This window comes from Novosphingobium sp. 11B (assembly GCF_054589055.1).
Map to the genome: position 1 here is coordinate 1 of NZ_BAAILP010000143.1, position 12,307 is coordinate 12,307.

9 protein-coding genes and 1 riboswitch are annotated in these 12,307 nt (G+C 68.4%); of the genes, 1 reads left to right on the plus strand and 8 read right to left on the minus strand.

Translation table 11 applies throughout. The annotated features are described in order from the left end of the window. Positions 1–128: 128 nt before the first annotated feature. The 4 genes from ACYPYD_RS13260 to ACYPYD_RS13275 all read right to left on the minus strand — a co-directional run bounded on the left by ACYPYD_RS13260 (position 129) and on the right by ACYPYD_RS13275 (position 4,324). Complete coding sequence (locus ACYPYD_RS13260) at positions 129–686, minus strand: histidine phosphatase family protein (protein WP_459663546.1); 558 nt, start codon at positions 684–686, stop codon at positions 129–131. After that, entirely contained in the window at positions 683–1,699 is a 1,017-nt protein-coding gene (gene cobT / locus ACYPYD_RS13265) for a nicotinate-nucleotide--dimethylbenzimidazole phosphoribosyltransferase (RefSeq protein WP_459663548.1), read from the minus strand. Before cobT ends, ACYPYD_RS13260 begins: the two co-directional genes overlap by 4 nt. Beyond that, on the minus strand, positions 1,696–2,103 hold the full coding sequence (locus tag ACYPYD_RS13270) for a DUF1636 domain-containing protein (RefSeq protein ID WP_008829837.1): 408 nt from the start codon (positions 2,101–2,103) through the stop codon (positions 1,696–1,698). Before ACYPYD_RS13270 ends, cobT begins: the two co-directional genes overlap by 4 nt. Before the next feature lie 247 nt (positions 2,104–2,350). Next, a complete protein-coding gene (locus ACYPYD_RS13275) occupies positions 2,351–4,324 on the minus strand; it encodes a TonB-dependent receptor (protein WP_459663550.1) in 1,974 nt (657 codons plus the stop codon). Positions 4,325–4,498: 174 nt separating this feature from the next. Beyond that, positions 4,499–4,690: riboswitch (cobalamin riboswitch) on the minus strand. Positions 4,691–4,762: 72 nt separating this feature from the next. Between ACYPYD_RS13275 and ACYPYD_RS13280 the strand changes: the two genes are divergently transcribed. Further along, positions 4,763–6,082: a cobyrinate a,c-diamide synthase gene (locus ACYPYD_RS13280; RefSeq protein ID WP_459663552.1), complete on the plus strand. Its 1,320-nt coding sequence runs from the start codon at positions 4,763–4,765 to the stop codon at positions 6,080–6,082. Here the strand turns inward: ACYPYD_RS13280 and mdoH are convergent. The 4 genes from mdoH to ACYPYD_RS13300 all read right to left on the minus strand — a co-directional run bounded on the left by mdoH (position 6,061) and on the right by ACYPYD_RS13300 (position 11,713). Next, complete coding sequence (mdoH, locus tag ACYPYD_RS13285; RefSeq protein ID WP_459663555.1) at positions 6,061–7,875, minus strand: glucans biosynthesis glucosyltransferase MdoH; 1,815 nt, start codon at positions 7,873–7,875, stop codon at positions 6,061–6,063. The genes ACYPYD_RS13280 and mdoH overlap by 22 nt on opposite strands. Before the next feature lie 11 nt (positions 7,876–7,886). Next, entirely contained in the window at positions 7,887–9,377 is a 1,491-nt protein-coding gene (locus ACYPYD_RS13290; RefSeq protein ID WP_459663557.1) for an OpgD/OpgG family glucan biosynthesis protein, read from the minus strand. 100 nt (positions 9,378–9,477) lie between these two features. Then, complete coding sequence (locus ACYPYD_RS13295; RefSeq protein ID WP_008829832.1) at positions 9,478–10,671, minus strand: efflux RND transporter periplasmic adaptor subunit; 1,194 nt, start codon at positions 10,669–10,671, stop codon at positions 9,478–9,480. Then, a complete protein-coding gene (locus tag ACYPYD_RS13300) occupies positions 10,664–11,713 on the minus strand; it encodes a TolC family protein (protein ID WP_248006073.1) in 1,050 nt (349 codons plus the stop codon). Before ACYPYD_RS13300 ends, ACYPYD_RS13295 begins: the two co-directional genes overlap by 8 nt. Positions 11,714–12,307 lie beyond the last annotated feature (594 nt).

Here is a 12,307-nt window from a genome sequence, read left to right on the forward strand (position 1 = left end):
CGGACTTGATCCGGGACCGGTGGCTGTCTTTAGGCGCGCGCGCTCGGCAGGGCGCCTGCAGCCCGGTGGGTTGTTCACGGCCAGCGGTCCCGAAGCAAGTCCGGGACGACGAGGACGTACGCAGGCCATTACGACAACCCCGTGATTTGCGCGCCTTCGCCAGGCCAGAGGCGCAGGCTCAGCACGCTCGCATAAGGCAGGTCGAAGGCCCAGACTTGCGGCTGCTCCATGTGGAACAGTACCGCCAGCGCCGCGCGCATCGCGCCGCCGTGAGTCAGTACGAGGCTCGGCACCGTGATCCCCGCCAGCGCCCGCTCCACCCGCGCGCGCAGGGCCGACCAGCGCTCGCCGCCGGGCGGGGCGTGGGCGTCGGGATCCTGCCAGAACCGGGCATAGGCGGAAGGGTCGACCTCTGCGGCGGCAAGGCCGGTCCAGTCGCCGAAGTCCAGCTCGCGCCAGTCGGGATCGATGTGGTGCTCCAGTTCGCGCGCGGCGGAGATGCGTGCGGCGGGATCGTGGGTGCGCGAGAGGTCGGAGGATATCACCCGATCGAACGCCAGCCCCTCGGCGCGCGTGACGCAGCGGGCGATCTCGGACGGCAATGCGGGCTCGTCCCGGTGGCCCAGAAGCAGGCCCGGTCTTGCCGGGGCGCCGTGGCGCATCAGGTGGAGCGCGAAGCCGCTCATGCCTTATCGGTCACCGCCGCTTCGTCGAAGGTCGCCATGTGGTTGTGCGTCGCCAGAGCGCCGCGCACGATCGGCACCGCCAGCGCCGCGCCGGTCCCTTCGCCCAGCCGCAGGCCGAGGTGGAGCAGCGGCTCCAGCCCCAGCTTGTCCAGCAGCCGCACATGGCCCGCCTCGGCCGAGCAGTGTGCGGCGATGCAATGATCGGTGAAGCGCGGGTTGTCCCGCAGCAGCGGCAGGATCGCGGCCGAGGCGATGAACCCGTCGAGCAGCACCGGCACCCGCGCCAGCCGCGCGGCGAGGATCGCCCCCGCCATCGCGGCGATCTCGCGTCCGCCGAGAAGGCGCAAGGTCTCGAAGGCGTCGATGGCGGCGCCGGAATGCAGCGCCACGGCCGCCTCCACCGCCACCGCCTTGCGCGACAGGCCGAGGTCGTCGATCCCGGTGCCGCGTCCGATCCAGTCCTGCGCGGAGCCGCCCAGTACGGCGGCGCAGAGCGCGGCGGCGGGCGTGGTGTTGCCGATGCCCATCTCGCCCACCAGCAGCAGCCGGGTATCGGCGCCCAGCGCGGCGGCGCCCCGGTTAAGGGCGTCGAGGCATTCCTCCGCGCTCATGGCCGCCTCGCGGGTGATGTCGCCGGTCGGCCGGTCGAGATCGAGCGCCACCACCGAAAGCCGCGCGCCGCAGGCCGCCGTCAGGGCGTTGATCGCCGCGCCGCCCGCCTCGAAGTTGGCGACCATCTGGACGGTGACTTCGGGCGGGTAGGCGCTGACGCCCTGCGCGGTGACGCCGTGGTTTCCCGCGAAGACGACCGCCTGCACCGGGTCCGCCTCGGGGCGCTCGCTGCCCTGCCATCCGGCCATGAACACCGCGATGTCCTCCAGTCGGCCGAGCGCGCCGGTCGGCTTGGTGAGGCGGGCCTGACGGTTCAGCGCGGCGGTGCGGCTGGCCTCGTCGGATTCGGGCAGCGCGGCGAGGGCAGCGGCGAAGGAGGCGGGATCGGCGAAACGGGTCATGTGCAGACGTAGCCTTCCGGGGGCGTGCGGGTGATGAAGTGGCCCTTCACGCCTTGCGGCCATTCCTTGAAGGGGACGCGGCCGTGCTCGCTTTCGGCGTGGCGCGCGGCATATTCGAGGATGGCGCGGGCGGCGTCTTCGTCCGGCGTGAAGTCGCCCAGCACGTAGCCGACTTTGCCCGGTGCGCGGATGTGGACGGTGCAGTGGCGGCTGCAGGCGAAGAGGCAGGGCATGGCCTGGATCTGCACGCCCTGCAGTTCGGGGTCGGCGGCCTGAACGCTGCGCATCGCCGCTTCGAGCAGGGCGCCGCCCCGCTGGCCGGTCTCGTCCTCGCGGGCGTCGGCGGTGTGGCGGCAGGTGTTGCAGACGACCACCGAAGGGCCGGGAGGTACGGGGGTCAGCATGGGGGTGTCACCTTGGTATTGGTGGTGAGGCCCACCCCGCTGTGGTTGAAAAACTGTCCGTCATCCCCGCGAAGGCGGGGACCCATCTGATGCCGTCGCAAGAGGCGAAGTCCGGAGATGGGTTCCCGCCTTCGCGGGAATGACGACGATACAATCACAGGCGGTCGCGTTCCGGCCGGCAGGTCCTCCCCTCCCGCTTGCGGGAGGGGCTGGGGGTGGGCCTTTTCGGGTTGGGCCTTCCTTGTCATCAGAACCGGCTGCGCACGCCGACGTAGACCGTCCGTCCCAGTGCGGAATAACCCGCCGCCGTCTGGTAGTCCTTGTCGGTCAGGTTCTCGACGCGGCCTTGCAGCATCAGGTTCTCCTTGATCCGCACTTGCGCGCGAAAGTCGATCAGCCAGTAGTCGTCCAGCTTCGCGGTGCCGGTGGCGGCGTTGAAGGTCTCGCCCGAGTAGCGCGCCGCGACGCTGGCGCGAAGCCCTTGCGGCAGGTCGATGCCCGCTTCGGCATTGGCCATGTGGCGCGGTACGCGCTGCAGCTGGCGGCCGTAGGTGGACGAACCCTCGGTGCGGTCCTCGGCGCGGGTCCAGCTGTAGTTGCCCTCGGCAAACAGCACGCCCAGCTTCGCCGACGCGGCGAGTTCCAGGCCGCTGGCCTTGGCCGTCTTGACGTTGGCGTAGTAGCCGAAGCGCGTGGTCGTGGTGCCGGGGATGTAGCACGCGGCGGGCAGCGTTCCACTGGTCGGGCAGTAGGCGAAGTCGATCAGGTTGTCGGTGTCGCGCTGGAACCAGGTTGCGGAGAGGCGCAGGGCCTCGCCGAAGTTCTGCTCGGCGCCCACTTCCCAGCCCTTCGCCTTCTGCGGGGCGAGGTCGGCGGTGCCGTAGGCGCTGTACATCTGGTAGAGCGAGGGGGCTTTGAAACCCTCGTCATAGCTGGCGCGCAGCACCGTGGCGCCTCCGTTGGGGGTATAGGCCGCGCCCGCGCTCCACACGGTCTGCCCGCCGAAGCGCGACTGGTGATCGTAGCGCGCGCCGCCGTCGAGGGTGAGGCCCTTGACCGGGCTCACGCGCAGTTCGGCGTAAAGGCTGTCCATGTCCACCGAGTAGGGCGTCAGCGTATAGGGCGTGGCGGAGTTCGTCGGCGAGGCGGTGGTCATCCGCTGCTCCTCGCGCTCGGCGCCGAACACGGCCTGGATCGCGTCGCTGAAGGTGTAGGTGCCCTGGTACTCGTAGCGGCGCAGGCGGCCGTGCGCGTCGAAGGTGATCGCGCGGATCGAGCGGGTGGGGTCGAAGTTCTCCCGGTCGGTGACGTTCTGCAGCACCGCGACGCGGTTGACCAGCTTGCCGTCCAGCAGCGCGAAGTTGAGGCCCGCGTAGCCGGACCATTCCTTCGTGGTGCCATAAGCGAGGGTGTCGCCTGAAGTGCCGTCGAAATCGTTCTTCCCGTCGGCCCAGTAGCCGCGCAGGTCGAGGCTGACGCCGGGGGCGACGCGCACCGTGACGGTGCCGCTGGCGGCGCTGCGCTGGAAACCGTCGGCCTCGGTCCCGTTCGCGCGGGCGGAGATACCGTCGGTGGTGAAACGCGAGGCGGAGAGGCGCCAGTCGATGAGGTCCGAGGTGCCGCCCACGCCCGCGCGGGCGGAGACGGTGTCATGGGTTCCCGCCTCAACGGCGAAGCTGCCTTCGAGCCGCTCGGTCGGGCGGCGGGTGCGCACGTTGACGACACCGCCGGTCGCGTCGCTGCCCCACAGGATCGACTGCGGCCCGCGCAGGATCTCGATCCGGTCGACGTCGTCGAGCAGCAGGTTGGAGAAGCCGTAGCCGCCCGCCGTCGCCGAGGGGTCGGACAGGCGCATGCCGTCGATCACCATGACGGTCTCGCCCGCATCGGCGCCGCGGATGCGCAGCGAGGTGGTGGTGCCGTAGCCGCCGTTGCGCGACATCGAGACGCCGGGGGTGCGCAGCAGGGCATCGGTCAGGGCGATGGGTTGCAGGGCGACGATCGCGGGCTCGCCCAGCACGGTCACGGTGGCGGAGACGCGCTCGATCGCGACGGGGGTGCGAAGCGCGCCGACGACGATGTTGTCATCTTGCCGAGTGTCGCCGTCGGTATCGCCAGGTGCCGTTGTGGTATCGTTGGGTGCCGCTGTGTCGGCGAATGCCGGAGAGGCCGAAGCGAGCAGTGCGATAGCGGCGGTGGTAATGATAAGATATTGTTTCACTTGTATTCCTTCATGCGAACGGCGGTGCTCCGTCGGCCGGTGAAGGATATTGGGACAGTGGGCGCGGACAGGCAGCGCAACACCTCCCGCAAGCCCCCTCAGGCCGCCGGAACGATGGCTGTCGTTGCGCGAGGAATGCACTTCCCCCGTTCGTCCGGCACACCCTGTCCGGTCGAAGAACGACGGCGACGGGCAGGTCTCCTGGCTCACGGGTCATCGCCGATTTCGGCCGCCTTCTCAGGGGCTTGCGCCCCCAATGGCATGTGGCAGAACGGCTCTCCGCTTACAGTTGCAGGGGCAGCCCGGGTATCTCACCCGCGTTCCCTTTCAATCCCCTCGCGGGGAACCTGTCGCGGCGCGGCAAGTATCGTGCGCCGGGGCGCCGCGCAAGAGGCCAATGCTTGCGCCGACCTGCCGGAAACCATAGGTGCGGGATCGATGGACACTCCGCGCCAAGACGATGCCCCCGCCTGCCCGGCGTACCTGGTAAGCGCCCCGTCCTCGGGTCAGGGCAAGACGCTCGTGACTGCGGCATTGGCCCGAAGGCACCGCAATGCGGGCAGAAAAGTGCACGTTTTCAAGGTTGGACCGGACTTCCTCGACCCCATGGTGCTCGAAGTCGCGAGCGGCGCGCCGGTCCATCAGCTCGACCTGTTCATGTGCGGCGAGGCGCAGTGCCGCGCCCTCCTGCACGAAGCGGCGCGCGAGGCCGACCTGATCCTCGTCGAAGGCGCGATGGGCCTGTTCGACGGTGACCCCAGCGCCGCCGACCTCGCCGAACGCTTCGGCTTTCCGGTGCTGGCGGTGGTCGATGGATCGGCGATGGCGCAGACGTTCGGCGCCCTGGTCCACGGCCTCGCGACCTACCGGCCGGGGCTGGAGGTCCATGCGGTGATCGCCAACCGCGTCGGCAGCGCGCGGCACGCGGAATTGCTGGAGCAGGGCGTGCCTGCGTCGGTGAAGTGGCTGGGCACTTTCCCGCGCGAGGCCGGAGTGACGCTGCCCGAGCGGCACCTCGGGCTGGTGCAGGCAGCCGAGGTCGCGGATCTCGACGCGCGACTGGATCGGGCGGCTAGCCTGCTGCCTGATGCCGTGCTGGACCTGCCGCCGCCGGTGAGCTTCCCGGCGCCCGAGGTCCCGGAGGAAAGCCCCAATCTGGGGGGTTTGCGCATCGCCATCGCGCGGGACGAGGCTTTCGCCTTCATCTACCACGCCAACTTGCGATGGCTGGAACGGGCAGGCGCGCAGCTCGCCTTCTTCTCACCGCTTCATGACGCGCGATTGCCCGATTGCGAGGCGATCTGGCTCCCCGGAGGTTATCCGGAACTGCATCTGCAGACGCTTGCCGCGAATGCGCCGATGCTGGAAGCGATCCGGGCGCATCATGCGGCGGACAGGCCGATTCTCGCCGAGTGCGGGGGCATGCTCTACGCCTGTGCATCGCTGACGGACGTAGAGGGGTATCGGGCCGATCTGCTCGGATTGCTGGAGGGGCACGCCGCGATGCAGCGGCGTTTCGCCGCCCTCGGCATGCAGCACATCGCGCTGCCGGGAGGGACCTTGCGCGGGCACACGTTCCATTATTCACGGCTGGAAACCGGGCTCGTACCGGAGGCTCGCGCCAGCACGCCGGACGGGCGGGACGGGGAAGCGCTCTATCGCGTCGGCTCGCTCACCGCGAGCTACATGCACGCATACTTCCCGTCCGCTCCCGAAGCGGCGGCGCGGTTTTTCGTTCAGGCTTCGACCAGCGACTGACCTTTGGGGAAGTCGGGGTCCTTGCGCGGATCTTCGCTGGCCTCGACGATGCCGGGTTCGGGCACTCGGAAGACCTTCGCCGCGTCCGCCTTGTCGCCGAGGTTCTCGCTCGAAGACAGGCTGATAAGCCAGGGCGAGAGGAACAGGCCGACGATGATCGGCGAGAGCCAGATCGCCGTCGTCATGTCGAGGAACGCCGTCGCCGTCAGGCCCGCGCCGAGCAGCAGATGCTCACGCAAGTCGGGCAGGACTTCGCGCACGGTGATGCGGCGGGCATCGCGGGTCTGGGTGTTCCAGCCCGCCGAGATGCCCAGCAGCAGCCCGAGCAGCGCCTTGGTCTGTGTCATCATGGTGATCGGTGCGAGCAGCATCGCCAGTACCGTCTCCAGCAGGACCGAGCGCACGGCCGCGAAGCCGCCGCCGAAGCTGCGGCGCCGCTCGCCGTCGGCCAGGACCCAGATCAGCCCCATGATCTTGGGGCCGAACAGCAGCATCACCGTCAGCGCCAGCACGCTTGGCGGGGCGAGGGTGACGAAGCCGCCATCGCCATGCGTCGCGACCTGGCCGATCATCGTCAGGATCAGCAGCAGCCAGCCCGGCGAGGTGAGGTAGGCCGATGCGCCGATCAGCAGGTGCAGGCGGCTCGCCCAGTGCAGGCCCGAGGCGCCGAGGAGTTGGAGGTGCTGCAGGTTGCCCTGCATCCAGCGGCGGTCGCGGATCGCCATGTCGATGATCGTTGGCGGGAATTCCTCGTAGGAACCGCCGATCATGACCATGTGGACGGCCCAGCCACGGCGGCGCAGCAGGGCGGATTCAAGCATGTCGTGGCTGAGGATATGGCCGCCGAAGGGCGCCTTGCCGGGAAGCTCGGGAAGACCGCAGGCCTCGGCGAAGGCGCGGGTGCGCACGATCGCGTTATGGCCCCAGAAGTTGGCCTCCGAGCCCGACCACCACAGCAGTCCGGCGCTCGCGATCGGGCCGTAGGCCTCGCTCGCGAACTGCATCCAGCGCTGGAACAGGGTTCGCGCGTTGGTGATCATTGGCACCGTCTGGAGCAGGCCGATCGAGGGGCGCTCCTCCATGATCGAGGCCATGCCCACGATCGTCTCGCCGCTCATCATCGAGTCGGCGTCGAGGATCAGCATGTTCTCGTAGGCGCCGCCGAAACGCTTGACCCATTCGGCGATATTGCCGGGCTTGCGCGCGATGTTCTTCTCGCGGCGGCGGTAGTAGATCTTGATCGGCGCGTGGTCGGCCAGTTCGTGCCAGGCGGCTTCCTCGCGCTTGCCGTGGAAGGGGTTGGAATCGCTGAGGACGAAGAAGTCGATCCACGGCGCGCCGCCGGCTTCGGCGATCGAGTAGGCCATGGCGCGCACGCGGGCGAAGACTTCCTCGACGCCCTCGTTGTAGACCGGCATCAGCACGGCGGTCTTGTGGCGCAGGCTGGAAGCCGGGCTGGGCAGCGCGGTGAAGCCGGGATGCTCGCCGGTGATGAGCTTGAGGAAGCCCATCGTCGCGGTGACGAAGCCGAACGAGATCCAGCAGAACAGCGGCACGAAGAACACCAGCAGCAGCGCTTCGACCCAGTCGAGCCCGTCGCGCGAGAGTTCCATGCGCACCGTGCTCGATGCGGCGAGGCCGATGGCGGCGGTGAGCGCGAGCAGCAGCAGGCGCTTGACCAGCATCCCGTGCGGCGCGGTTTTCACCTCGCGTGCGCCGGGCGGATTGCCCCACAAGTTCTGGATCGGCATCGCCATGGGCGATTCGGCCGGAAGCATCGGCGAATGGTTCATCGGCGTCGCACTCACGTTTCAATGGCCTTGATAACGGTCTCACTGAGCGCGGAGTTGCCGCGCTTGAGGAAAAGACGGAACTGGGGCTGGGTCAGGGCGGCGGATCGCACGTCGATCATCGCCCTCCAGCGCCCGTCCGAGCGCGCCACCGGATAGGCGACGGAGGAGACCACCGCAGCCTTGGGCAGGTCGGTATCGGGCGTGACGCCGCTGGTCCGGTCGAGGCCCGCCAGCGCGGGACCGGAGAAGTCGAACACGAACTTGCGCACGCCTTCCAGCGGCGGCGAACCCGGACTGCCGCCGGGGCCTTCGAAGACATCGACGCAGCGTGAGCCGCCATCGATGGTCGGGTCCTTGGACGTCCAGGTCAGTCGATAGGCGAAATCGCGGCGCTGCCCGGCCTTCGCCGGACGGTCCGCACGCCAGAACAGCGCGATATTGTCGAGCGTCTCACTGTTCGTCGGCATTTCGTAGAGGCCGACCGCGCCCGCGCCCCAGTCTCCCTTGGGCTCGACCCAGAGCGAGGGGCGACGGTCGTAGAATACGCCGTCGTCCTGATAGTGATCGAAAGCCTGATCACGCTGGAGCAGGCCGAAGCCCTTTGGCGAATCCGAACGCAGCGCATGAAGCCGCGCCACCGCGGGATTTTCCAGCGGCCGCCAGACCCGCTCGCCATTGCCCGACCAGATCGCGAGGCCGTCCGAATCGTGGATTTCCGGCCGCCAGTCGCCGCGCGCGCGGGCGGGGCTCGACTGATCGTACCAGAACATGCTCGAAGCAGCGCCGAGGCCCAGTTGCTTGACGTCCTTGCGCAGGAACAGCGCCGCAGTGACGTCCTGCGTCACCCCGTTCGCCGTCTTGCGGCAATCGAAGGCGTAGGCCCCGGCAAGGCTCGGCCCGTCGAGCAGGGCATGGATGCGCACGCTGTCGGCGCCGGTCTGCTCGATCCAGAAGCGGGTGAAGTCGGGAAACTCCTCGCCGGTGGCAAGGCCGGTGTCGATGGCGATGGCGCGCGCCGAGAGGCCATACTGGTCGCGGTCGCCGGAGGAGCGGAAATAGCTCGCGCCCTGAAATGCCAGCCAGTCGCTGCGGCCGGTCGCGTCCATGACGCGGAAGCCCACGGCGTCGGTGTTGTGACCGCCGACGTACAGATCGCTGGTATCGACGATCGCGCGCGCCTGCCCGCCCTCGACCACCGCGATCGTCACTGGTTTGGGCGCGGTGCCGCGCACGGCGGGGAACAGCCGCACGTTGCCCGCGACCATCGGCGCATCGCCGTAAGTCAGCTTCCCGGCCGCATCGTAGTCGGCGGCGGCGCGCGTGGATTCGGCGATCGGCGCATAAGGCTTGCGGGCGAGATCGCGGGCCTGTGCCACCAGGCGATCCCACGAAAACGGCTCGGGCGTACCGAGACGCCCGCCCGTCGCGGCCTTCACCCCGTCAGGCAGGGCGCTTGCCGCTGCGAGCGCCGCCATCAGCCCCATGGCCGTGCGGCGCGACATCTGCGCGTCGTCGTTCAGAATGCTGCTTACCCTTGTTGCCTCGGATTTTCCGTCGAATGCCCATACGCACGGACGCGGCAATTGTTGCAGGAGGAACCTTTCATCCGCCTGACTGGCCGCCTCCGGCCGTCGCGTCCCGCCAACCGATGATCGCGCGATCGCCGGGTTTGAGGTCGTTCGCGAAGACTTCGGTGCGCTTCCCGTCGCTGGCGCCGACGGTGACGTAGACCCGGCGCGGCTCGCCCCCGTCGAGCACGAAGATGCGCTCGCGCCGCTGCGGACCGCGCGCGCCCGGCTCGAATTCCAGCGCGGCATTGGGGACCAGCAGCACGTTCTGCCGCTCGGGCAGTTCGATCTCGACGGTGGCCTTCATGCCGGGACGGACTTGCGGGCCGGGCTTTTCGATCGTGAAGACGGCGAGCGGGGGCGTGGTCTGCGGCGGCGGAGATACGCGCATCAGCGTCAGCGTTGCCGACTGCGGCGCGTCGGGCAGGGTATCGAGCCGGATATTCGCGAGCGTTCCCGCCTTGATCGGCTCTGCCCTGTGGGTGTCGAGCGGCACCTCGATCGTCAGCGGGGCGATGCCCTGCGCGATCGTGAAGAGCGGCTGGTGATCGCCGATCATCTGCCCTGGTTGCGCATGGCGCATGGTCAGTATGCCCGAGAACGGAGCGCGCACTTCGGCTCCGGCCTTGCGCGTCTCGTCTTCCTTGAACTGGATCTGCGCGGCCTTCACTTCGGCGCGCGCCGCCTCTACGCCAAGGTCCGCGCGGCGGGCATCGGCACGGGCACGCTCGATCTCGTTAAGCGAGGGCGCGCGGCCGCCCGAACGACGCCATACGCTCTCGAACCGGGCAAGGCGCGATCCGGTATCCTGCGCGGTGACTTGCGCCGCTTCAAGGGCGGCCTGCGCCGCAGTCAGGCGCGAGCGGCCGACTTCCACCGCGCCCTTGATCTCACCCGCGTCGATCATGGCGAGCAGTTCGCCCTGTTCGACCGCGCCGTCGCTCTTGCCGGATACCCAGGTCACGCGGCCGGGCAGCGCAGAGAACACCGTCACTTCGCCGGCGCCGCGAATCTGCCCGCGTTCGGAGATCAGCGGCGTCAGGTTCCCGCGCTCGACCGGGGTGGAATAATACGGGGAATCATCCCCGCTCACGAAGCGCACGAAGAACGTCATCGCCCCCAGCGCGGCGATGGCCAGGATCAGCAGGCTCAGCCAATGGCGGAACACGCGGCGCGGCGCGGCGCCGAGCAGGGCGTCGAGCGGGGTATGCGTATCGTGTTCAGTCACAGCCGGCGGTCACCGTTATCGTGGGGCCTGTCGCGGAAGGATCGGGTGCAACGACCGGTGCAAGACCTTCGCGCGCCCAGCTCCCGTCCTGCCCGGACCAGAGATCGAGGGTCGCCGTCACCCGGGCCGCGCGCGCATCAGCCAGCGCGAGTTCGACCGCGAGCGCGGCGGCTTCGGTCACGTAAAGCGTGGAGAAGGCCCCGGCTCCCTCGCGGTAGGCGGTACGCGCGTCACGGACGGAGCGGCGCGATTCCTCCAGCGCCTGAGTCAGTCGGGCTTCCCTGAGGACGGCATCGGCCAGAACAGCCCGTTGCGGGTTCTCCGGTGCGGCCGAGGCAAGCGGGTCTACCGCAGGATCGGGAAGCGTCCCCGGGGTGCCGAGCTTCGCGACAAGGGCATCGGGCTGATCCCCGACAAGGCGGGCCAGTTCGGCAATGGCCTGATCGAGCCGCCCTTGCGCGAACCCCAGTTCACCCTGCGCGGTCTCGTCCTGCGAACGGGCGAGCGATCCGTCGATCGCCGGAACGAGCCCGGCCTCACGGCGGAACTGGGCGACTTCCGCATTATCCTTGTACTGAGCCCGCAGATTACCGCGCAGCGCGACGTCTTTCTGCAGGCGCCGCACTTCGACATAGGCAAGCGCGATCTGCCGCGCGAGTCGTTCCCGACGCGCCGATACCCGGTCGACCTTCTCAGTCCTGATCTGCGGGTCGGCGTTCACGCTCTTGTCGCCGAACAGCCGCCCCAGCTTGGCGCCGATGCGTTTGGCGTCGTGCTCGGTCTGGTAATCGTACTGGCGCAGCGAAGCGATCCGGCAGATGACTTCGGGGCTGGTATCGAGGCCCTGCTGTATCAGTGTCGCCAGAACGGGGTCTCCCGCCTCGCGCCACCATGCGGGGGCCGCGGGTACGACAGGAGTCTCGGCGCCGGCGGCAGGGGCCGGGGCGCTGGCGACGTCCTTCGTGGTCTCGGCGCATCCTGCACAAGCGAGCGCGAGCGCCATAAGCGCCGCGCCGCCCAGTCGCGCGCGTGGTTTCAACATTCTCGACACGTGCATTCCGATAGCACCTGAGCCCCGCGAAGCAATCATGCTGCGATAGCGAACGCAGGAATGCCCGACTGGTGGCAGGGAGCGACGGGAGATTCGCGCTTTTATGCAGGCTGAACGGGGCGATGCTGCGCGGTAAGAGGGGTTATGTAATTGCAAAGGCGCAGGAAACCGGGGTTTTTGGTGTTTGATGAACTTTTTTTGAAATTAGTGTTTGACCGACTCACTTGGTGGCCTTAGAGGCCCGTTCACCGCAGCGGACCACACGGTTTTGCATCGGTCGCCAAGCACTGACGGGCACCAAGCTCTCCGAGGTTAAAGCCGGGGACGACGGGTTGTCCGGGTTTGTTGTCTGGTGGTTCTTTGACATTGTAGGTTTATGATGAAGGGACATGTGGGCGACGGCGCCTGGTCTCGTGGGTCTTTGGGCCACGGGTACCAGTTTAAAGCAAGCCGATGCCAATACATGTCCTAACGTAACCATACGTTTTACATAGTGCAGGTATCGGCTCCCGGAGTTCGGTGTTTGCGGTTGGCGGCCTTTGGGTCGTGCCGTATTCGCTGTGACACAACTTGAGAGTTTGATCC